Below are 20,330 nucleotides of genomic sequence, written 5' to 3'. Positions count from 1 at the left end.
CCATACCATGCAAGCACAGAACCCCAGCAGCAGCGGCACCAAGGCTACCACACCGGCGCGGCACCTGGTGGCGACTGCGATCATCGGCGCCGCCGTCATCGGCTACCTGGTGCATAAAACCCCTGAAGCCCGAACGCGCCTGGAAAGCCTCAGCCAGATGGCCAGCACCCTGGGCGACCTGAGCGAAACGGATGTCGCCGTGATCAGCCAACTGCTGGCCACCCCGGCCACTCGGGGAGCTTCACGTCATGACCAATGACCCTCCCGCAACACCGGTACGCCGCTTTCCCTGGAACATGGATCACACCAGCGTGTGCGACCAGTGCGGCAAGTGGCGCGCCCAAGGCAATCACCAGGCCTGCAGCCGGCGGCGCCAGCTGTTGAATGCCCACCTGCGCGGCTACAAGCCCAAACCGTAAGCCGCGTCCACCAGAAAACGCGCTTGCAGATACTTGGCCCGGAAACGGGCCTTTTTGTTTCCGACCGTCAGACTGTCAAAATACGAGTACAGCGTTAGGGGTTTACATGAGTGGAGTCGAAGCTCGCGGCAAGTCCGTGAGAATCTATTTTCAATACAACGGGGAGAAATGCCGGGAAAAGGTCCCGGGCGGCAATACACCGGCGAACGTGACGCAGGCGAGACGCTTGGTCGACATCATCGAATACGAAATTCAGACCGGTACCTTTGACTATGCACGGCACTTCCCCCACTCCCCCAGGCTGATAGAAAACACCTTTGGCCATTACTTAGATCTGTGGTTGAGGATCAAGGCAAACAGCGTCGCGGCTTCAAGTTATCGAGGCTACGCCAACAAGGCAGAAGTACATGTGCGCCCGCGCTGGGGCAAGGTTCAGATCAACCAGATCGATCATCTGGACCTGCAGGAATGGATACAGGACACCCTGTCGAAGACCCTCAAGAACAAGACCATCCGCGACATCATCAGCAACGTACGTCAGGTGTTCCGCTTGTACCGCACGCGGATGAAAGTCGCGCATGACCCGACTGAAGGATTGATGGTGCGCCTACCCGATCCCGAAGCACCGGACCCATTCACCCGTGCCGAAATTAAACAGATCCTCGACACCCCAACGAACCGTACGCAGGAACTGCTGATGGTGCAGTTCATGTTGTGGGCAGGTCCGCGTGTATCGGAAACGATCGCCCTGGCTTGGGAGGACGTCGACCTGGCACAAGGCACGGTAACCTTTCGCAGGTCCAAGGTACGCGGGGCTTATCGGGTGACGAAGACGCGCCGTTCGACGCGGCGGGTGCGCCTGCTGGCACCGGCGTGGGAGGCCCTGCGCAAGATCAATGCGCTGAACCACGACAGAAAAGCTGAAACTGTGGAGGTGGTCGAGCGGGACAACAAGACGGTGCGAAAACACAAGCTGCACTTCGTGTTCCTGAACACCAAAACCGGCTTGCCGCATGCCAACGACTTCGTGGTGCGCGATCGCTTCTTCAAGGCTCACTTGCTGGCCGCCGGCGTTCGTTACCGGGGGCCGGGCCAATGCCGGCACACGTATGCCAGTCAGTTATTGACCACCGGCGTAGCTTCAATCGATTGGATCGCTGAACAGATGGGACACACCAACAGCAACATGATTCATCAGCACTACGGGACATGGATCAATGAAGACGGACCGGATGTCATCGGAATGCTGGAATTGGCCCTCCATCTTTGAATATTACTTTCATCCTTCATTCCGACAACCTTCAAGTCAGTGCCACGCTGATGAAGGCACTGCTATGCTCATTACTTTTTGCGGACAGCCTCATACGTAAAGCCCGACTGATCCCTTGGGGTGCCGCGGGAGGTTTGGGCCACGAATCAGCAATCCGGCACACACTCAAAGTTTTCAAATAACAATCAAGCTTATATCTATACACAGGACGTAAACCTATGGCGGCAGTTTCCGCAGCAATTGTAACAACTGTAACACGCACCCTAAGCCCAGTCGTGTCGGACCTCTACAAAGGAGCCAAAGGAAAAGTAAAGGAAAGCTTACAAAAGCTTGCTATCGCAACAGGCACTAAAAAATTAGCACGAGCTCTTTTGAAGATCGAGAGCGTGAAAACGATATGGTCACCCGACAAAGAATTGTCAATATACGAGTTTTACTACCCTTCGAGAATTTGCAAAGAAGACGAATTTGAAGAAATAGAGGTAAAAAACATCAATCAGCTACCCGCTGGAAATCTAGTTATACAAGGAATTGTTGGACAAGGTAAATCTATATTCATGCGCTATCTGGCGTCCACTGCCATGCGAGATGAAAAATACTGCACAATTCCTATATTCTTAGAACTAAGAACACTTTCAAACAAAAAAAATATCTTTCAATCTATTGGACGATTTTTCGAATCTGTAGGTCTCGAATTCTCACCAGAGCTCTTCGAATACTTAGCATCATCCGGCAAAATTATTTTACTTCTAGACGGATTTGACGAGATTTCTTCGGAGGTATTAAAAGACGTAATTGATGAAATAGAGTACATGCAAGTCCGATACCAAGACATGAGGATCATCATCTCTTCCAGACCTAACAATGATATACAATTGGTCTCAGGATTTAAGGTCTTAGATTTATCCATCTTACACACTGGAGATTACGACCCTTTTCTACGAAAACTAAAAGTTACAGCAGCCAAAAGATTTGAGCTAATAAATGCAATTGCTGAGCGTTCCTCAAGTGTCGGAGGAATAATAAGCACGCCTTTAATGATGACTTTGGTAGTTTTAGTGTATGAGGCTGAGAGAGAAATTCCGCCCACACTACCCGAATTCTTTGAAAAAATGTTCCACGTTGTATTCACGCGTCATGACAGATTGAAGCTTGGATTCTCGAGAGATCATTACAGCGGGCTCTCAGAGCGTCAACTACAGCAACTCTTCGAAGCATTCTGCTTTATGACAATACAATTAGGAGCTGGGAGATCGCTAAGCAGCGAACAATTCAATGAGGCCTTTGACTTAGCACAGGACTACGCTGAAGGCTGCGAGTGCGATGTTTCAAATTTCAGAAAAGATATCATTAAAGTCGCATGTTTAATGTTGGAAGAAGGTGTTAACGAAGTAACATTCCTTCATAAAAGCATACTTGAATATTATGCAGCAGCCTTCATAAAACATTCGTCGCCTGAAGTTGCAACGCTCTTTTACGAGGAGGCGGGCCTAGATAAATATAGACGCTGGGGAGACGTCTTACGCTTCTTGGCTGCTATAGATAGCTACCGATATTCAAAGGAATACATTTTGAAAGGAGGCCCGGCTTTCTTAGCAAAACTGCAAGAACTGATACGCGACGGAAGCGACTCCGCGATGATAAAATTTGTAAACTCTATCCACCCCAAGTACGGCGTATATTTTGATGAAAATTACGCTCCTATATCCTTTGGACCATTGAGCCTCATAGCTGACCCCTGGGTAAATCACATAGATAACGCATTAATGCAGGCATCATTCGCACTAGTTAACTCAGAAGAAGCTCTGGAGATGATTTCCAATAAAACGAAATCAGACAGCGTGATGATACACAAAGAAGACAACGGCATAAAAGTCCATTTAAAAGACTTACTTGAGCTTCTTGGCACAGATGACTACTACGACAGAATCAAAGACATCGAGAACGACTTACGAGAGGAAATTACGACTGCTCAAAAAGTTGTAGAAACGCAGGACAAGAGAAAGTTAATTTTCAATAGAAAAAAATCATAGAACAATCTCTAACTTTTTGTCCTGAGCGCCATAAGTCAATGCACAGTTGAGTTGAGGCGCTCAGGTCGGCTCCACGGGAGGCTATCTTCGAAGACGCATGATTGCGTCGGTCAGGGCCTCCGCATTACTGTCTAATGCTTCCATTGCCGTAATTGCGTTCGTGGCAACGCCCTCTACGCCGTTATCTGTAAGCCATTTCGTTAACTCCTCAATTGCAGCCGCAAGCGCATGCTGATTATGCAAGAGCAATGTAAGGGCATCTGCCGTGGCAATGTTGGATTCAGTGTTATCGCGCATTATGGTCGTCCCTAATTAGTATCGGGAAAGCCTAACTCATCTCGTCGACCGACAAACGCAACTCGATCACTCAGAAGAAATTCAACTCACGCACCAAAATATAGCATCTGTCCCAGATCTGTCCCATATGGCCATTTTTCAGACGCCAAAAACCACAAACCCCCGACTTTCTCTAGGAAAATCAGGGGTTTGCGCTTACTGAATGTGGCGGTGAAGGAGAGATTCGAACTCTCGATACAGTTTCCTGTATACACACTTTCCAGGCGTGCTCCTTAAGCCACTCGGACACTTCACCGTATCTCTTCAAACATGTTCTGTCTGTCGAGGCGCGCTAATGTAGTCGAAAGCTTTGGCGATGGCAAACTTTTTTTCAGAATTTTCATGCGGTTAAGAGAAAAAGTCGTTTTGCCCGCTGGCAGGCCATGGCAAACCGGCCAATCTTCGGTGGGCGCGACCCTTCTATATAGGAGCAGAATGCTTCGCCACGCTGGATCGGCCGTGAAACGGTGACTGGCGGGTCAGTCACGGCGCTTTACCTGGCCTGCGGCGGTGGGTAACGTCTGCCCATCTTTCTTACAAGGAATAGCGTCATGAGTGAGTTGATTTCCTACCACCTCGAAGACGGTATCGCGACCCTGACCTTGAGCAACGGCAAGGTCAATGCCATTTCTCCGGACGTGATTGCGGCGTTCAACGCGGCGCTGGATCAGGCGGTGACTGATCGTGCCATCGTGATCATTACCGGCCAGCCAGGAATTCTGTCTGGCGGCTACGATCTGAAAGTGATGACCGCCGGCCCTAAAGAAGCCGTGGCATTGGTCACCGCCGGTTCGACGTTGGCGCGTCGCCTGCTCTCTCACCCCTTCCCGGTCATCGTCGCTTGCCCGGGTCACGCTGTGGCGAAAGGCGCTTTCATTCTTTTGTCTGCCGACTACCGTATCGGCGTCGACGGTCCGTTCAGCATCGGTCTGAACGAAGTGCAGATCGGCATGACCATGCATCACGCTGGAATCGAGCTGGCGCGTGATCGTCTGCGTCGTTCCGCGTTCCACCGCTCGGTTATCAACGGCGAGATGTTCGATCCGCAAAGTGCGGTGGATGCCGGTTTCCTCGACAAAGTGGTTTCCGCCGAGGAGTTGCAAGGTGCCGCCCTCGCCGCTGCGCGTCAGTTGAAGAAGATCAACATGCTCGCGCACAAAAACACCAAGTTAAAGGTGCGCAAGGCGCTGCTCGAAACCCTGGATAACGCGATCATCCAGGATCAGGAACATCTCGGTTAACCCGGACACATGCAATAAAGAAAAGCCCGACCAGCGTGTCGGGCTTTTTCTTGCACGCTCGGTTGAAAATGCCATGGCTGCTCTAGGACGGGTCTGACAAGCCATTCTGAAACATGCGCTTAAACATCGGCTATCTCCGCACTCTATAGCGACAATTGCCGAAAACAGTGCACATCCGTACACTGCGCCACCTTTTGTCCCGGTAGGGCCTGAAAATGCTGTTCGTGTTTCGTATGTTATTGATGGGCCTGCACTTTATTCTGGCAGGCGTACTCGGGGTAATCCTCGGGATCTGCCGCCCATTCAATCCGGACAACAGCCGTCTATGCGCCCGACTCTACGCATTGCCAGCCATGTGCATTTTGCGCCTGCGGGTGAAAACGGACGTCAGCGGCCTGATGAACAAGCCTGACAGCTGCGTGATCATCGCCAACCATCAGTCCAACTACGATCTGTTCGTGTTCGGCAACGTTGTGCCCCGTCGTACCGTGTGCATCGGCAAGAAAAGCCTGAAGTGGGTGCCGTTGTTCGGGCAACTGTTCTGGCTCGCCGGCAATGTGCTGATCGATCGCGGCAATGCGCACAAGGCGCGCCAGTCGATGCTGACCACCACCAACACCCTGCAGAACGAAGACACTTCGATCTGGGTATTCCCGGAAGGTACACGCAACCTCGGCGAAGAATTGCTGCCGTTCAAGAAAGGTGCGTTCCAGATGGCGATTGCCGCCGGCGTGCCAATCGTTCCGGTTTGCGTCAGCAGCTACATCAAGCACATGCGTCTTAACCGCTGGCGCAGCGGAAAAATTCTCATACGCTCGCTACCGGCGATTCCTACAGCCGGATTGACCATGGATGACATGCCCATGCTCATCAAACAGTGCCGTGAACAGATGCGCGAGTGCATTGAGTCGATGGATCGGCAACTGCAAGCCGCCTGAAAAGACAACCCGCCCTGTGCGGGTTTTCTTTTGCCCGGTGAACTGTACAGATTTCACTGACTCTCAAGCAGCGACACGGCTAAGCTGAAGCCTTGCATTCCCTGCCACCTGCCAAGAAGAAGTGAATCACCACCATGGGTCGAGTTGTTGCTGCTGCGGTGTACAGCGCTGGCAAGAAAGTCACCAATATTACCCTCGACGAAGGCGCTGCCTGGGCCGCGAAAACCGGGCACTTTGTCTGGATCGGTCTTGAAGAGCCGGACGCTCAGGAGCTATCCAATCTGCAACGTCAGTTCAACTTGCACGAACTGGCCATTGAAGATGCCCTGGAAAAACACAGTCGACCGAAGCTGGAAACCTTTGGCGACGCTTTGTTTATCGTCACCTACTCGCCCATCCGCGAGAACGGCATTCTGCAATTTATCGAGACGCACATTTTTGCCGGCAAGGGCTACATCATCACGGCGCGTAACGGTCACTCGGCGTCCTACGCGCATGTCCGCCAACGTTGTGAGGCGCGTCCGCTGCTGCTGGAACACGGGGAAGATTTCGTACTTTATGCGCTGCTCGATTTCGTCATCGAGAACTACCAACCGGTGGGCGAAGCCATCCACGCCGAGATCGATGAACTTGAGCGCAACGTGTTGTGTAGCGCGTTGAACGAGCGTGACATCCAGAAGCTGCATGGCTTGCGCCGCGATGTCGTGCGCCTGCGCCGATACGCGGCGCCGATGGTGGAAATTGGCGAGGAACTGCAGAAGCTGAGTTTCCCGTTTATCGACAAGAATATGCGCCCGTACTTTCGCGATGTGCAGATCCACGTAACGCGCCAGATGGAAGACCTGAGCACCCTGGCCGACATTGCCAGCCAGACCATCGAGATCGGTGTGTTGCTCGAGGCTTCACGGCAAAGCGTGGTGCAGCGCAAGTTTGCTGCCTGGGCGGCGATTCTGGCGTTCCCGACGGCGGTGGCGGGGATTTACGGGATGAACTTCCAGAACATGCCGGAGTTGAGCTGGCATTACGGCTATTTCGGTGTGCTGGGGTTCATCACGGTGGGGTGTGTGAGTTTATGGGCGAGTTTCAAAAAGTCCGGGTGGTTGTAGAGCAGACCGAGTTGTCTGGAACATTTGCGAGCAGGCTCGCTCCCACATGGATCGGTGGAGCACCGAAAATCCAATGTGGGAGCGAGCCTGCTCGCGAAGCTTTTGGCCTTAGACAGTTTCTGGCTTGTGCGCGACAAAGCGCATCATCCACTCTGCAACCGTGGCGCCGTGATGTTCCTGCTCGAGGCTAGCCACACCCTTGCTGTAGATCTGCGAACCCAACGCTTCCTGACGCAGATCCAGCAGCGCCCGCGAATAATCGTGGATGAATTCCGGGTGGCCCTGGAAGCACAAAACCTGATCGTTGATGTGATACGCCGCAAACGGGCAGAAATCGCTGGAAGCGATGACCGTGGCGTTTTCCGGCAGCGCAGTGACCTGATCCTGGTGACTGATCAGCAGCGTCAGCTCCTCACGCACCGGACTCATCCACGGCGCCTTGGCCGCGAGTTTGTAATTGTGGGTGCCAACACCCCAACCTTGAGTGGCGCGCTCGCTCTTGCCGCCGAGCAACAGCGCCAGCAGTTGATGGCCGAAACACACGCCGAGCAGTTTGTCGCCACGCTCGTAACGGGTCAGCAGGTATTCCTTGAGCGTCTGGATCCACGGGTCGGTGCCGAACGAATCGGCCTTGCTGCCGGTGACCAGGTACGCGTCGAAGGTCAGGTCGTCGCTTGGGTATTCGCCCTGCATCACGTTGTAGACGGTGAACTCGGCGGCAATCGGTTGCTGCGAGAACAGGCGCTGAAACATCTGTCCGTAACCCTGATATTGATCGACCAGCTCCGGACGCAGGATGTCGGTTTCCAGAATGCAGATGCGTAGCGACATAAAAAATACCTGACACGTGATGGGAATAATGAACACCCCAGAGCCTGCCCTGAAACACCCAGGCAAGGCAAGCCCCGGAATGCTCGTTGCCCTTAGAACATTTCACCTTTCGCTGCTTTATCCAACAACAACGCAGGCGGCGCAAAACGTTCGCCATACTGCTCAGCCAGATACTGCGCGCGAGCGACGAAATCTTTCACGCCGTACTGGTTGATGAACTGCAAAGCACCGCCGGTCCACGGTGCAAAACCGATGCCGAAGATCGAACCGATATTGGCATCCGCCGTCGAGGTCAATACGCCCTCTTCCACGCAGCGCACGGTTTCGATGGCTTGCACAAACAACAGTCGATCACGCACGTCTTTGGGCGAAATCTGCCCGTCTACCTGCTCGAAACGCGCCTTCAGTTCGGGCCATAAATGTTTCTGTCCACCGGCCGGATAATCGTAAAAGCCGCCACCGGCCGCCTTGCCCGGGCGCTTGTATTCGTTGAGCAGCAAGTCAATCACAGCGAAGGCCGGGTGCTCAATCAGCGGCTTCCCTTCTGCCTGTAGGTCTTTGGCGGTTTGCTGGCGGATATGGCTCATCAGGCTGAGGGAAACTTCGTCAGAGATCGCCAGAGGCCCAACCGGCATGCCGGCCTTGCGCGCCTCGGTTTCGATCATCGGCGCACTCACGCCCTCGCCAAGCATGGCGATGCCTTCGTTGGTGAACGTGCCGAACACCCGCGAAGTAAAGAAGCCGCGACTATCATTGACCACGATCGGCGTTTTCTTGATTTGCAGAACGAAATCAAAACCTCGGGCGAGGGTTTCATCAGTGGTCCGCACGCCTTTGATGATTTCCACCAGCGGCATTTTTTCCACCGGACTGAAGAAATGCAGGCCGATGAATTTGCCAGGATCAGGAACAGCCGTCGCCAACCCCGTGATCGGCAGCGTCGACGTATTCGACGCGATCACGGCTTCGGTACCCACCACCCGCTGGGCTGAAGAAGAGACTTTGGCCTTGAGGTCGCGGTCTTCAAACACAGCTTCGATGATCAGATCGCAACCCGCCAGATCGGCGTCACTTTCAGTAGCGTGAATCCGCGCCAGTACTGCCTCACGTTGCGAAGCATCCATCTGGCCCCGCGCGACTTTCTTGTCCAGCAAAGTCGCTGAATGTGCTTTGCCTTTTTCGGCGGCAGCCAGATTGACGTCCTTGAGCACCACTTCAATACCCGCCGAAGCACTGACAAAGGCAATCCCCGCGCCCATCATCCCTGCGCCAAGCACGCCGACCCTACGCGTAACATACGGCGCAAAACCGGACGGCCGCGAGCCACCGGCATTGATCTCATTGAGCTGAAACCAGAACGTGCCAATCAGGTTTTTCGAGATCTGCCCGGTGGTCAGTTCGGTGAAGTAACGGGTTTCGATCAAGTGCGCGGTGTCGAAGTCGACCTGAGCGCCCTCGACTGCCGCGCAAAGGATTTTCTCCGGCGCTGGCAACGTACCTTGGGTTTTAGTGCGCAGAATGGACGGTGCAATCGCCAGCATCTGCGCCACTTTCGGGTTCGACGGTGTACCACCAGGAATCTGATAACCCTTCACGTCCCAACGCTGCAACGCTGTCGGATTGGCAACGACCCATGCGCGCGACTTGGCCAGCAGATCGTCGCGATCCAGAGCCAACTGATCGATCAAATCCGCCTGCAACGCCTGTTGCGGACGCACTTTCTTGCCTTCGAGCAGATACGGCAGCGCCTTTTCGATGCCAAGCATGCGCACCATACGCACCACCCCGCCGCCGCCCGGCAACAGGCCAAGGGTCACTTCCGGCAGACCGAGTTGCACCGAGGCGTCATCCAGTGCCACGCGGTGGTGACAGGCCAGGCAGATTTCCCAACCGCCACCCAACGCCGCGCCGTTGATCGCCGCGACCACCGGTTTGCCAAGAGTTTCCAGGGTGCGCAACTGCGCCTTGAGGGTCAGCACCATGTCATAGAAGGCTTTGGCTTCAGGCTTGCCGACCTTGATCAGCTCATTGAGGTCGCCGCCGGCAAAGAAGGTTTTCTTCGCCGAGGTGATGATGACCCCGGCAATCTGGTCTTTTTCAGTCACCAAGCGTGCAACGCAAGCGGCCATGGCCTCGCGGTACACGGCGTTCATGGTATTGGCGCTCTGGCCCGGCATGTCGATGGTCAGCACGACGATAGCGTCCTGGCCTTTTTCGTAACGAATGGCTTCGCTCATAACAAGGTTCCTTGAATTCGGGGCTCAGAGGCGTTCGATGATGGTGGCAATGCCCATGCCGCCGCCGACGCACAGCGTCGCCAGGCCATAGCGCAGGCGTCGCGCTTCCAGCTCATCGAGCAAGGTGCCGAGGATCGCGCACCCCGTGGCGCCCAACGGGTGACCCATGGCGATGGAGCCGCCGTTGACATTGACCTTGTCCGGATCGACGGCCATGTCCTTGATGAACTTCAGCACCACCGAGGCAAACGCTTCGTTGACCTCGAACAGGTCGATGTCTTCAACGCGCAGCCCGGCCTTGGCCAGTGCCTTGCGCGTCGCCGGCGCAGGGCCGGTGAGCATGATGGTCGGGTCGGTGCTGGTAACCGCCGTGGCGACAATGCGCGCCCGAGGTTGCAAGCCCAGCGCCCGGCCCTTGGCTTCGGAGCCGATCAGCATCAGCGCCGCACCGTCGACGATTCCGGAACTGTTACCCGGTGTGTGCACGTGATTGATTCGCTCGACATGGCTGTAGACCCGCAATGCCGTCGCGTCGAAACCCATCTGCCCGATCATTTCGAAACTCGGCTTGAGCTTGCCCAAGCCTTCCAGAGTCGACTCGGCACGAATGAACTCATCGTGATCGAGCAGGATGATGCCGTTCTGGTCCTGCACCGGCACCAGCGACTTGTTGAACGAACCGTCAGCCCGGGCCCGCGCGGCCTTCTGTTGCGAGTGCAGCGCGTAGGCATCGACGTCGTGACGACTGAAACCCTCAAGCGTGGCTATCAAATCCGCACCAACGCCTTGTGGGGTGAAGTGGCTGTGCAGGTTGGTTTGCGGATCCAGCGCCCAGGCGCCGCCGTCGCTGCCCATCGGTACCCGCGACATCGACTCGACACCGCCGACCACCACCAGGTCTTCGAAACCCGAGCGCACTTTCATTGCGCCAAGGTTCACCGCTTCCAGTCCCGAGGCGCAGAAACGGTTGATCTGCACACCGGCAACGCTGACATCCCAATCGGCCACCTGCACCGCGGTTTTGGCGATGTCCGAGCCTTGATCGCCAATCGGCGTGACGCAGCCGAGCACCACGTCATCGATCTGGCTGGTATCCAGCGAGGTGCGCTCCTGCAGCGCGGTCAGCAGACCGGCGACCAGATTCACCGGTTTGACGCTGTGCAAGGCACCATCGGCCTTGCCTCTGCCACGGGGCGTACGTAACGCATCGAAAATCAAAGCTTGGGTCATGACGTCCTCGAACCTGTGCGGGGAATGGTTTCTTGTGCCTTCACTCTTGACCCGAGCGGTCGCGGATTCAATGACCACAGCGCTCAATGCGCTTGACGCACACGCTCAGACGGACGGTCACAGAAGACTGGGTGAACCGGTTCAGGTCGGCGAGTTGTCTAGCCAGCGGGCGGCAAAGAAGCTGGCAATAAGCCTCATGCCTTTTTTATCGCATCTGGCAAGCGCTCCATATGAAATGGATCTAAGCCAAGCGTGACGCGGGCCCTAAGGTAGTACATGTACGTCAGGGTCGTCGGGTTTTGCCGAGGCCGACGTTCTTCAACAGGAAGTGCAGCGCTTGCCGTCATGGATATGCAGGCAAGCATCAGGAAATAACAATAAAGGCGGTCAAGCCATGTTCAAACAACCGAAAGTTCGTCAAGCAGGGCTCATTCTTTTCGCCACGACGCTGTTGTTGATTTTGCCGAATCTGACCAAGGTCATCGGCTGAATCGAGCGGCAGGTGCTGTTTATCGCCACTGAAAATGTGACTGGCCCGCTACCCGGGCCAGCGTGGCTGTGCCAATCTTTGTGCACTCTCACGACATGGACGGCGATCATTTGAAAGCGCTCATTGTGTTCGGGGCCATGCTGCTGAGCATGCCCTTGTCTGCCGCACAGTTGGATCTGCAACTGGGCGCAAGCAGCCGCACCTGGCAGACCGAAGAACTGCTCAAGCATCCTCAAGTGCAAACCCTCACGATCAAAAACGATGTGTCCTACAAGAAGGACATGACCTACCGCGCCGTGCCTGTGGCCGCGTTGCTGACCGGGATCAAACCGCAGGATCACCTGCAAGCGGTGGCACTGGACGGGTTTGCCGCGGAACTGGCTGCTGCGCCGTTGCTCAACCGTGAGGGCGCACGGGCCTGGCTGGCCATCGAAGATCCGGCTCAACCGTGGCCACCGCTGTCGGAAGGCAAGCACAGCGCCGGGCCGTTTTATCTGGTCTGGACCGATCCGCAGGCGGGCAATATCAGCCCGGAGCAATGGCCGTTCGAAGTCGCGAGCATCAAGCGCTTGGCGCCGGTGGCCGAGCGCTTCCCTGCCCTGCTGCCGGATCCTGAGTTGAAGGCGGATGACCCAGTCAATCTTGGCTTTGCGCTGTTTCAGAAAAATTGTCTGGCCTGTCACCGGTTGAACGGTGCGGGGGATGCGCAGTTCGGGCCGGATCTGAATATTCCGTATAACCCGACCGAGTATTTCGGCGCAGATTTCCTCAAGCGTTACATTCGTGATCCGCAGAGTTTGCGTCAGTGGCCGCAGGCGAAGATGCCGGGGTTTTCGGTGGAGGTGTTGCCGGAGGGGGATTTGCAGATGTTGGTGGGATATTTGAAACACATGGCCGGGCGCAAAGTTAAGCCATAACACCATTTCCCTTGTGGGAGCGAGCCTGCTCGCTCCCACAGGAGTAAGGCGTCTACTGTTGTTGCACGGAGATGATCGGGGTTGGCGAGACGAACACTTTCGCGTGCATCTGCTCACACCCGCCGCCGCGGCGCATGCCGCGTACCGGGCAGGCGTCCAGGTAATCCAGGCCCACCGCCAGTTTCAGATGCCGTTCCGGCCGCGCCAGTTCGTTGGTCACGTCAAAGCTGTACCAGGCGTCATCCAGCCAGGCTTCCGCCCACGCGTGGCTGGCCAGATGCTCGCAATCCTCACTGTACAAATAGCCCGACACATAACGCGACGGAATTCCGAGACTACGTGCGCAAGCCAGAAACGCGTGAGCGTGATCCTGACAAACTCCGGCACGCCCGGCGAAGGCTTCAGCGGCACTGGTATCGACCTCGGTGGAACCCGGCGTGTAAGTCATGTGCTGATTCAAACCGTGCATAAGATCGATCAGCGCCGTGCGATCGCGCCGCTGCTTGCAGGATTTCTCGGCGAACGCCCGCAATGCCTCATCCGCCTCAGTCAACCGGGTGAAGCGCAGGAACGGCAGCGCCGACTGGCTCTCATGTTCGGCCTCACGCAGTTCGTCGATATCGACCTGCCCGCGTGCGCCGATGATGATCGCCTCGTGCGGCTCGTCCATGGTCAGCACATGCAGGATATTGCCGAACGGATCGAGTTGCGCGCGCACCGGGCGCGGCAGGTCGAGTTGCCAGCTCAACACGTGCTGACGCTCGCTGTCGTGGGGGGTTAGCCGCAGGTACTGGATGCTCGCCCGCACCTGATCTTCGTAGTGATAGGTGGTCTCGTGGCTTATGGAAAGTCTCATGCAGCCTCCAGGTAGGAACTGTGAATGGCGTTGCCCAACTGGCGCACCAGCGGGATGAATTCGGTCAGCCAAGCATGCAGGCCTTCCTCGAGAATTTCGTTGATGCCGGTGTAGCGCAGGCGCGCGTCCATCTCTGCCGCCAGACGCTGCGCCGGTCGGCCGTTGGCCCCGGGCAACTGCGCGAGAATCTGATCGATCTCTTCGGTGCAGGCCCGCAGAGAGCGCGGCACATCGGCACGCAACAGCAGCAGCTCGGCGACATGTCGGGCGCCCGGCGCATCGCGGTAGATTTCGGTGTAGGCCTCGAAGGAGGACAAGGCGCGCAGCAATGCACTCCATTGGTAATACGCATGGGCCGTGCCGTCACTGACCGCCTCGGCCTGATCGCCGGCCATTTCATAGCGGGCATCGAGCAACCGCAGCGTGTTGTCCGCGCGTTCGATGAACGTCCCGAGACGAATAAAGCGAAACGCATCGTTGCGCATGATCGTGCCGTACGACGCACCACGGAACAGGTGCGAACGCTCCTTGATCCATTCGCAGAAGCGGCTCATGCCATAGCGACTGAGGCCCTGCTCGGCGATCCCGCGAATCTCCAGCCACGTCGAGTTGATGTTCTCCCACATGTCCGCCGTGATGCGTCCGCGTACCGCATGAGCACTGGCCCGCGCCGCGCCGAGGCAGCTGTAGATGCTCGCCGGGTTGGCCGCATCGAGGGCAAAAAAGTGCAACAGGCGTTCAGCGTGCAGCGCGCCATGGCGCTCCAGATAATCGTCGAGGGTGCCGGTGATCAGCAGCGGCATCGCCAGTTCGTGCAAGCCATCGCCGCGACCGTCCTGCGGCATCAGCGACAGCGAATAACTGATGTCGAGCATCCGGGCGAGGTTTTCCGCCCGCTCCAGATAGCGCGACATCCAGTACAGATCCGAGGCAGTTCTACTTAACATGGCAAGCTTCCTTCAATCCTCGACCACCCAGGTGTCCTTGGTTCCGCCGCCCTGTGATGAGTTCACCACCAGAGAGCCTTCACGCAGCGCGACACGGGTCAAACCGCCGGGCACCACGCGGGTTTCGCGACCGGACAAGACAAACGGACGCAAGTCGATATGGCGCGGCGCGATGCCGTTTTCGACAAAGGTCGGACAGGTCGACAGCGACAATGTCGGCTGTGCGATGTACGCGTGAGGCTTGGCTTTGATGCGCTCGCGAAAGGCATCGATTTCCGCCGTCGTCGACGCCGGCCCCACCAACATTCCGTAACCGCCGGAGCCTTGGGTTTCCTTGACCACCAGATCTGGAAGATTGGCCAGCACGTGGGAAAGTTCAGACGGGTTGCGACACTGCCAGGTCGGCACGTTCTTCAGAATCGGCTCTTCGTCGAGGTAGAACCGGATCATGTCGGTGACAAACGGATACACCGATTTATCGTCCGCCACACCAGTGCCAATGGCATTGGCCAGCACCACGTTGCCGGAGCGATAGGAAGACAGCAGCCCCGGCACACCGAGCATCGAGTCGGGATTGAACGCCAGCGGATCGAGGAACGCGTCGTCGAGACGACGATAGATCACGTCCACCGCTTTCGGGCCGTCGGTGGTGCGCATGAACACCTTGTCGTCACGCACGAACAGATCCGCACCTTCGACCAGTTCAACGCCCATTTCCCGCGCCAGAAACGCGTGCTCGAAGAACGCACTATTGAAGCGTCCCGGCGTCAGCACCACCACGCTCGGGTCATCGATCGGGCTTGAGCTTTTCAGGGTGTCGAGCAGCAGGTTCGGGTAATGATCGATCGGCGCGATGCGCTGGGCAGCGAACAGCTCCGGGAACAGGCGCATCATCATCTTGCGGTCTTCGAGCATGTAGCTCACGCCGCTCGGGGTGCGCAGGTTGTCTTCAAGTACGTAATAGGTGCCGTCGCCATCGCGCACCAGATCGACGCCGGAGATGTGCGAATAGATATCGCGGTGCAGATCCAGGCCTTGCATCGCCAGCTGATACTGCTCGTTGGCCAACACCTGTTCGGCAGGAATGATCCCGGCCTTGATGATGCGCTGTTCGTGATAGAGATCAGCGAGGAACATGTTCAGCGCCTTGACCCGCTGAATACAGCCGCGCTCGACGATCCGCCATTCGCTGGCGGGGATGCTGCGCGGAATGGTATCGAAAGGAATCAGGCGCTCGGTGCCCTGCTCGTCGCCATAGAGCGTGAAAGTAATCCCGGCGCGATGGAACAGCAGATCGGCCTCGCGTCGCCGTTGGGCCAGCAGCTCGTCAGGCGTGTCGGCCAGCCATCGGGCGAACTCGCGATAATGCGGGCGAACCTGGCCGCCGGCGTCGTACATCTCATCAAAATAGGTGCGGATCATGCCGTACTCCTTGTCACCCGGACCTACAGGCCTTCGCAAGGCCCGTGCCATCGGCATAAACGCTTTGATTTCAATCGGTTGGAAATACACGCCGCAGGCACCGCACCATTCCTGTGCGGCAAATGCCCCAACCGGATTGCCCCCGCTTCATTGCGACGCACTGCATCGCCTATCACCAGCATAGTCAGAGTTGATTTCACTGCCCGGCGCTGCCTGCGGATAATCCGCGCATCCGCTGCAAAACTTCCCCGCGCACAGCGCCGCGAAGTCGCCAGCTCAACTGACCTGGACTGCCCTCGCAGCCCGCCCCGCTGTAACCCTGACCGGTTTCCTCTCCTTATCGGTCTTCCCTTTTAGCCACCCTCTCCGGTGGCTTTTTTTTGCCTCGGTTTCTTGTTTCAGGGTTTTGCCACGGTGCTTTGCGTACGCCGGAAACGACAACGGCCGACCCGAAGGTCAGCCGTTGCTCGACAAATGAATCCAGAGATCAGTTCAAACGGTGGCGGTTGCGCACCTCCTGTTTCACACCCCAGCCTTCGATAATGCCGCCCAGAGGTTCAACCACGGCAGAGAATCCCTGCTCGAAGTCGCCGATATCGTCGTACGTCGCGTACATCACTTTGCTCAATTCCAGCGCCCACGCACCGTCATCACGCACGCTGACCTGGGCATTGATGGATTCACCGCGAAATTTGCCTGCCGCCCTGCGCGCCCGCTCCTCGTCCGGGAAAATGGCGTAGAACTCGATGGGATGGAATCGGGAAAAATCGAAACCGCCTTCTTTCATGCGGCGCAGAACATTGCTGCTGATGTCTTCTTGATAGGCTGTGCTCATGAATCGTCCCCCTCGCATAGATGGATAGACTTTCCGTATTCCCGCCCCGGGCCTTTGGCCAAAGTACGACGGCAACGTGGTTGCACGCGGGAACAAGCATGTAGCTGACAAGACCAGACCTTAGCGATCCGTTCGCTGATCTCGCTTGCAGAGTAGCCCCAAGTTAGAGCCGCTGCCAAGGCCTGGTTTCAAAGGTGACAGGAAGAATGTCAGATAGGAGTGATGCTGCGGATTTCGATGCTGTTCTGGGATTTCAGGCTTTTCACGCCAGCATCGGCGGTACGCCCTTCCAGATCATTCAGGTCCAGTTCGGCGGCGACGGGCAGAAGCCGTGCCTTGATCAATCGAGCGGCCTCATCGTCGCTGGGGCATTCCGCGCGCTCGAACACCTCATCGACAATTTCACCATGATCGTCCACGAAAGTGACTTTCCACTTTTGCATCGGTGCCTCCTCGATCAAACCCGCAAATGGGCTTACACCTATCTCGACTGTGAACGCCGAAAGTTGGTTCAAAAGGATTACAGCGGGTGAAGATGAAAAAAACGACATCTACTGGGGGGGGCAAGCAAATGTGGGAGCGAGCTTGCTCGCGAAAGCGGAATGTCAGCCAATATTTTATTGGATGAAAAATCGCCTTCGCGAGCAAGCTCGCTCCCACAGGGGAGTCGCAGTGTTCTTTTAGTCGTTACTTGGCTTGTTGATCGCTTGCAGCACGTACTGCGGCAAGGCGAATGCGCCGATGTGGATTTCCGGGTTGTAGTAGCGCGTGACGATGCCGCTGCCGATGAAGCGCTGCTGCAGGGTTTCACGGCTCAGCTTGCGGTAGGCCGGGTTGGTCGAGCCCCAGGCGAAGGTCATCGAACCGCCGATGTAGGTCGGCACGGCCGCCTGATAGAAGTGCCAGTCCGGGAACAGGCTGTTCAGGCGACCGGCAGTGGTTTTCACTTCGTCGATCTGCATGAACGGCGTGCCGTTCTGGGTCACGAGGATGCCGCCTTCGTTCAGGCAACGATGGCATGCCTGGTAGAAATTCTCCGAGAACAGCACTTCGCCCGGGCCGATCGGGTCGGTGGAGTCGGAGATGATCACGTCGAATTTTTCTGTGGTGGTGGCGACGAAACGCATGCCGTCGTCGATCACCAGGTTCAGACGTGGATCGTCGTAGGCGCCGCTGGAGTGGTTCGGCAGGAACTCTTTGCACATGTCGACCACGGTGCCGTCGATCTCGACCATGGTGATGTGCTCGACACCGGCGTGCTTGGTCACTTCGCGCAACATGCCGCCGTCACCGCCACCGATGATCAGTACGCGCTTGGCGCTGCCGTGGGCGAGGATCGGCACGTGGGTGAGCATTTCGTGGTAGATGAATTCGTCGGCTTCGGTGGTCTGGATCACGCCATCCAGCGCCATTACCCGGCCCATGCGCGGGTTCTGGAAGATCACCAGGTGCTGGTGTTCGGTGCGCACTTCGTGCAGCAGTTTTTCCATGCGAAAACGCTGGCCGTAGCCTTCGTAAAGGGTTTCCAGGTACTCGCTGGTTTTGGTGACGGTCATGGTCAAGTGCTCCGATGAATGCGCGGGCGCCGATCGAGGAGACGATCGCCCGGGAAAGGCGCGCATTCTACGTTGCCGAAGATGACAGGTCGAACCTCACTTCATCGGCAGACCACAATCCCTGTAGGAGTGAGCCTGCTCGCGATAGCGGTTATTCAGTCACTGACTCATTGACTGGAGGATAGCTATCGCGAGCAGGCTCACTCCTACAGGATATTGCGGTGTTCTCGAGATCAGTGTCAGATCCGCACGTTACCGCGCGGTCCGGCAATCGCCCAGATGATCAGGCCCAGCACCGGCAGGAGGATGATCAGCAACACCCAGACGATTTTCATCCCGGTGGTCGCGCCGCTTTTCAGCACATTGATGATGGCCCAGATGTCGAGGGCGAGGATGATCAGACCGATCAGACCGTTGAACGTGGAACCCATGGTGTCGCTCCAGAATAGTGGCATGCACTTTTAGGATAGACGGTCGCGCGCAGGGTTCCCTTTTATTACGTTCAGACGTGAACGGCGATCTTCAAGGCTTCCAGCGAAGGCGCGGCGGCGATGCCGACTTCGGCGCACAACTCCAGTACCCGTGGCACGTCATTGCCGTAGACCAGCACCATTTGCAGTTCGTCGTCGAGCAACTGGCTGAAGTTCATCAGCGTGTAACCGCCGTTTTCCTTGTTCATGCTGCTCATTTGCACCTGAATGCGGTTGAGAGCGGTCAAGGCTTCGGTTTTGGCCAGATGCTTGGGCTTGAGGTTGAAATCGACGCCCGGACCGAACGAGGCAACAATCTGCGCGAACAAATCGACGTAGGTGTCAGCCTGGAACAGCACGGTTTCCGGCAGGCTGCCGACCACGACCCACTCACCCAACGGGATCGGGAAGGTGTCGTCGTAGTTGATGTCCGGGTTGGCGGCCAGAAAAGCATCGGCATCGGCGTAGGCCTGTGCCGCTTCGTCGGCGACTTTCACGATCTCGTCCTCGCCCATGCAGCCGGAGCTGATTTTGCTGATGAGTTCGACGAGTGCGGCTTTCATGAGGGCAGATCCTGTGACGAAGGTGAATTTCGAGGGCGCGAAGGATAGCGCATTCTCCCCTCCGTCACAGGCCATCAGAATGGATTTCAGCCCAACAGCTTTTCCAACTGCGCAGTGGTATCAACCGCGCCCATCGTCCGTGCAGCGTCGAGCGCTGTCACGCCATTGGCGTCCTTGGCTTGCGCGTTGGCACCCTTGCTGATCAGGTAATCGACGATTTCAACACGGTTGAACATCGCCGCCATCATCAGCGCGGTACGCCCATCAAACGACGAGCCTTCTATCTCGGCACCCGCCTCGACCAGCGCCTTGACCACTGCCAAATCACCTTTGAACGCCGCACCGGCAATCGGACTCTGGCCGTTGCCATTGCGCATTTCCGGATCGGCTTTGTGTTTTAGCAATACGTTCACCGCATCAAGGTGGCCGTAATAGCTGGCCAGCATCAGCAATGTGTCGCCTTTGCTGTTTTTCAGGTTCACCGGCAAACCGGCCGTGACCAGACGATCGAGCATCTCGGCATCACCGTCGCGAGCCTTGTTGAAAACCTGCTCGGTGAATTCAGCAGCTTCTTCAGGGGTCATCTGGCGGCTTTGGTCGGACATGGGGCAACTCCATTTTCGGTCAATCGGA

General features: G+C 56.6%; 21 protein-coding genes and 1 tRNA gene. 8 read left to right on the top strand and 14 right to left on the bottom strand.

Translation table 11 applies throughout. The features are described from left to right. Positions 1–7 precede the first annotated feature (7 nt). The 4 genes from GTU76_RS24770 (at position 8) to GTU76_RS24755 (ending at position 3,722) form a co-directional block, all read left to right on the top strand. Positions 8–259: a hypothetical protein gene (locus GTU76_RS24770; RefSeq protein ID WP_180699815.1), complete on the top strand. Its 252-nt coding sequence runs from the start codon at positions 8–10 to the stop codon at positions 257–259. Next, positions 249–419: a hypothetical protein gene (locus GTU76_RS24765; RefSeq protein WP_180699814.1), complete on the top strand. Its 171-nt coding sequence runs from the start codon at positions 249–251 to the stop codon at positions 417–419. Before GTU76_RS24770 ends, GTU76_RS24765 begins: the two co-directional genes overlap by 11 nt. 106 nt (positions 420–525) lie before the next feature. Continuing rightward, a complete protein-coding gene (locus GTU76_RS24760; RefSeq protein WP_180699813.1) occupies positions 526–1,689 on the top strand; it encodes an Arm DNA-binding domain-containing protein in 1,164 nt (387 codons plus the stop codon). Between the two features lie 218 nt (positions 1,690–1,907). Further along, positions 1,908–3,722, top strand: coding sequence for an NACHT domain-containing protein (locus GTU76_RS24755; RefSeq protein ID WP_180699812.1), 1,815 nt, complete (start codon positions 1,908–1,910; stop codon positions 3,720–3,722). Positions 3,723–3,803: 81 nt separating this feature from the next. On the opposite strand, the gene GTU76_RS24750 is transcribed toward GTU76_RS24755, so the two are convergent. Both GTU76_RS24750 and GTU76_RS24745 read right to left on the bottom strand, forming a co-directional pair. Further along, on the bottom strand, positions 3,804–4,019 hold the full coding sequence (locus GTU76_RS24750; protein WP_180699811.1) for a hypothetical protein: 216 nt from the start codon (positions 4,017–4,019) through the stop codon (positions 3,804–3,806). A gap of 205 nt (positions 4,020–4,224) precedes the next feature. Next, positions 4,225–4,314, bottom strand: a tRNA-Ser gene (locus GTU76_RS24745). Positions 4,315–4,609: 295 nt separating this feature from the next. Between GTU76_RS24745 and GTU76_RS24740 the strand changes: the two genes are divergently transcribed. The 3 genes from GTU76_RS24740 (at position 4,610) to GTU76_RS24730 (ending at position 7,343) form a co-directional block, all read left to right on the top strand. After that, positions 4,610–5,299: a crotonase/enoyl-CoA hydratase family protein gene (locus tag GTU76_RS24740; RefSeq protein WP_016985527.1), complete on the top strand. Its 690-nt coding sequence runs from the start codon at positions 4,610–4,612 to the stop codon at positions 5,297–5,299. A 215-nt stretch (positions 5,300–5,514) separates the two neighbouring features. Then, positions 5,515–6,237, top strand: coding sequence for a lysophospholipid acyltransferase family protein (locus tag GTU76_RS24735; RefSeq protein ID WP_016985526.1), 723 nt, complete (start codon positions 5,515–5,517; stop codon positions 6,235–6,237). A gap of 134 nt (positions 6,238–6,371) precedes the next feature. Continuing rightward, positions 6,372–7,343 (top strand): magnesium and cobalt transport protein CorA, encoded by a 972-nt coding sequence (locus tag GTU76_RS24730; RefSeq protein ID WP_175554919.1) that lies wholly within the window; start codon positions 6,372–6,374, stop codon positions 7,341–7,343. A 108-nt stretch (positions 7,344–7,451) separates the two neighbouring features. On the opposite strand, the gene GTU76_RS24725 is transcribed toward GTU76_RS24730, so the two are convergent. The 3 genes from GTU76_RS24725 to GTU76_RS24715 form a co-directional block, all read right to left on the bottom strand. Continuing rightward, entirely contained in the window at positions 7,452–8,174 is a 723-nt protein-coding gene (locus GTU76_RS24725) for an amidotransferase (protein ID WP_175554920.1), read from the bottom strand. Positions 8,175–8,266: 92 nt separating this feature from the next. Further along, positions 8,267–10,411 carry a 3-hydroxyacyl-CoA dehydrogenase NAD-binding domain-containing protein gene (locus GTU76_RS24720; protein WP_180699810.1) on the bottom strand — a complete coding sequence of 715 codons (2,145 nt, stop codon included), beginning with the start codon at positions 10,409–10,411 and terminating at the stop codon, positions 8,267–8,269. Between the two features lie 24 nt (positions 10,412–10,435). After that, positions 10,436–11,641: an acetyl-CoA C-acetyltransferase gene (locus tag GTU76_RS24715; RefSeq protein WP_180699809.1), complete on the bottom strand. Its 1,206-nt coding sequence runs from the start codon at positions 11,639–11,641 to the stop codon at positions 10,436–10,438. Positions 11,642–12,226: 585 nt separating this feature from the next. On the opposite strand from GTU76_RS24715, the gene GTU76_RS24710 reads away from it, so the two are divergent. Further along, positions 12,227–13,048 (top strand): c-type cytochrome, encoded by an 822-nt coding sequence (locus tag GTU76_RS24710; protein ID WP_180699843.1) that lies wholly within the window; start codon positions 12,227–12,229, stop codon positions 13,046–13,048. Positions 13,049–13,100: 52 nt separating this feature from the next. On the opposite strand, the gene GTU76_RS24705 is transcribed toward GTU76_RS24710, so the two are convergent. The 9 genes from GTU76_RS24705 to GTU76_RS24665 all read right to left on the bottom strand — a co-directional run bounded on the left by GTU76_RS24705 (position 13,101) and on the right by GTU76_RS24665 (position 20,302). After that, the gene (locus tag GTU76_RS24705) at positions 13,101–13,904 is read right to left on the bottom strand and encodes a transglutaminase family protein (protein WP_007914065.1); all 804 of its coding nucleotides are present in this window, start codon (positions 13,902–13,904) and stop codon (positions 13,101–13,103) included. After that, on the bottom strand, positions 13,901–14,851 hold the full coding sequence (locus GTU76_RS24700) for an alpha-E domain-containing protein (RefSeq protein WP_016982907.1): 951 nt from the start codon (positions 14,849–14,851) through the stop codon (positions 13,901–13,903). The genes GTU76_RS24705 and GTU76_RS24700 overlap by 4 nt, the downstream gene beginning before the upstream one ends. Positions 14,852–14,863: 12 nt before the next feature. Continuing rightward, positions 14,864–16,273: a circularly permuted type 2 ATP-grasp protein gene (locus GTU76_RS24695; protein ID WP_016982906.1), complete on the bottom strand. Its 1,410-nt coding sequence runs from the start codon at positions 16,271–16,273 to the stop codon at positions 14,864–14,866. Positions 16,274–16,760: 487 nt separating this feature from the next. After that, on the bottom strand, positions 16,761–17,108 hold the full coding sequence (locus tag GTU76_RS24690) for a ribonuclease E inhibitor RraB (protein ID WP_007914059.1): 348 nt from the start codon (positions 17,106–17,108) through the stop codon (positions 16,761–16,763). 209 nt (positions 17,109–17,317) lie between these two features. Beyond that, positions 17,318–17,551 carry a hypothetical protein gene (locus tag GTU76_RS24685; RefSeq protein ID WP_016982905.1) on the bottom strand — a complete coding sequence of 78 codons (234 nt, stop codon included), beginning with the start codon at positions 17,549–17,551 and terminating at the stop codon, positions 17,318–17,320. A gap of 237 nt (positions 17,552–17,788) precedes the next feature. Continuing rightward, a complete protein-coding gene (speE, locus tag GTU76_RS24680; RefSeq protein WP_016982904.1) occupies positions 17,789–18,664 on the bottom strand; it encodes a polyamine aminopropyltransferase in 876 nt (291 codons plus the stop codon). Positions 18,665–18,903: 239 nt separating this feature from the next. Continuing rightward, a complete protein-coding gene (locus GTU76_RS24675; protein ID WP_007914053.1) occupies positions 18,904–19,095 on the bottom strand; it encodes a PLDc N-terminal domain-containing protein in 192 nt (63 codons plus the stop codon). A 71-nt stretch (positions 19,096–19,166) separates the two neighbouring features. Further along, complete coding sequence (locus GTU76_RS24670; RefSeq protein WP_180699808.1) at positions 19,167–19,697, bottom strand: hypothetical protein; 531 nt, start codon at positions 19,695–19,697, stop codon at positions 19,167–19,169. 86 nt (positions 19,698–19,783) lie between these two features. Beyond that, positions 19,784–20,302 (bottom strand): ankyrin repeat domain-containing protein, encoded by a 519-nt coding sequence (locus GTU76_RS24665; RefSeq protein ID WP_180699807.1) that lies wholly within the window; start codon positions 20,300–20,302, stop codon positions 19,784–19,786. Between the last annotated feature and the right edge of the window lie 28 nt (positions 20,303–20,330).

It is taken from the genome of Pseudomonas crudilactis (assembly GCF_013433315.1).
Lineage (GTDB): Bacteria > Pseudomonadota > Gammaproteobacteria > Pseudomonadales > Pseudomonadaceae > Aquipseudomonas > Aquipseudomonas crudilactis.
The sequence above is the reverse complement of the archived record's forward strand: the minus strand, read 5'-3'. Positions and strand labels throughout refer to the sequence as shown.

What these genes read in the sequence shown, in the direction of transcription:
- GTU76_RS24755 (WP_180699812.1), top strand. Translation starts at nt 1,908, where the DNA reads ATGGCGGCAGTTTCCGCAGCAATTGTAACAACTGTAACACGCACCCTA.
- GTU76_RS24740 (WP_016985527.1), top strand. Translation starts at nt 4,610, where the DNA reads ATGAGTGAGTTGATTTCCTACCACCTCGAAGACGGTATCGCGACCCTG.
- GTU76_RS24760 (WP_180699813.1), top strand. Translation starts at nt 526, where the DNA reads ATGAGTGGAGTCGAAGCTCGCGGCAAGTCCGTGAGAATCTATTTTCAA.
- GTU76_RS24700 (WP_016982907.1), bottom strand. Translation starts at nt 14,851, where the DNA reads ATGTTAAGTAGAACTGCCTCGGATCTGTACTGGATGTCGCGCTATCTG.
- GTU76_RS24720 (WP_180699810.1), bottom strand. Translation starts at nt 10,411, where the DNA reads ATGAGCGAAGCCATTCGTTACGAAAAAGGCCAGGACGCTATCGTCGTG.
- GTU76_RS24705 (WP_007914065.1), bottom strand. Translation starts at nt 13,904, where the DNA reads ATGAGACTTTCCATAAGCCACGAGACCACCTATCACTACGAAGATCAG.
- GTU76_RS24710 (WP_180699843.1), top strand. Translation starts at nt 12,227, where the DNA reads ATGGACGGCGATCATTTGAAAGCGCTCATTGTGTTCGGGGCCATGCTG.
- GTU76_RS24715 (WP_180699809.1), bottom strand. Translation starts at nt 11,641, where the DNA reads ATGACCCAAGCTTTGATTTTCGATGCGTTACGTACGCCCCGTGGCAGA.
- GTU76_RS24725 (WP_175554920.1), bottom strand. Translation starts at nt 8,174, where the DNA reads ATGTCGCTACGCATCTGCATTCTGGAAACCGACATCCTGCGTCCGGAG.
- GTU76_RS24770 (WP_180699815.1), top strand. Translation starts at nt 8, where the DNA reads ATGCAAGCACAGAACCCCAGCAGCAGCGGCACCAAGGCTACCACACCG.
- GTU76_RS24665 (WP_180699807.1), bottom strand. Translation starts at nt 20,302, where the DNA reads ATGTCCGACCAAAGCCGCCAGATGACCCCTGAAGAAGCTGCTGAATTC.
- GTU76_RS24695 (WP_016982906.1), bottom strand. Translation starts at nt 16,273, where the DNA reads ATGATCCGCACCTATTTTGATGAGATGTACGACGCCGGCGGCCAGGTT.
- GTU76_RS24675 (WP_007914053.1), bottom strand. Translation starts at nt 19,095, where the DNA reads ATGGGTTCCACGTTCAACGGTCTGATCGGTCTGATCATCCTCGCCCTC.
- GTU76_RS24685 (WP_016982905.1), bottom strand. Translation starts at nt 17,551, where the DNA reads ATGCAAAAGTGGAAAGTCACTTTCGTGGACGATCATGGTGAAATTGTC.
- GTU76_RS24765 (WP_180699814.1), top strand. Translation starts at nt 249, where the DNA reads ATGACCAATGACCCTCCCGCAACACCGGTACGCCGCTTTCCCTGGAAC.
- GTU76_RS24670 (WP_180699808.1), bottom strand. Translation starts at nt 19,697, where the DNA reads ATGAAAGCCGCACTCGTCGAACTCATCAGCAAAATCAGCTCCGGCTGC.
- GTU76_RS24750 (WP_180699811.1), bottom strand. Translation starts at nt 4,019, where the DNA reads ATGCGCGATAACACTGAATCCAACATTGCCACGGCAGATGCCCTTACA.
- speE (WP_016982904.1), bottom strand. Translation starts at nt 18,664, where the DNA reads ATGACCGTCACCAAAACCAGCGAGTACCTGGAAACCCTTTACGAAGGC.
- GTU76_RS24735 (WP_016985526.1), top strand. Translation starts at nt 5,515, where the DNA reads ATGCTGTTCGTGTTTCGTATGTTATTGATGGGCCTGCACTTTATTCTG.
- GTU76_RS24690 (WP_007914059.1), bottom strand. Translation starts at nt 17,108, where the DNA reads ATGAGCACAGCCTATCAAGAAGACATCAGCAGCAATGTTCTGCGCCGC.
- GTU76_RS24730 (WP_175554919.1), top strand. Translation starts at nt 6,372, where the DNA reads ATGGGTCGAGTTGTTGCTGCTGCGGTGTACAGCGCTGGCAAGAAAGTC.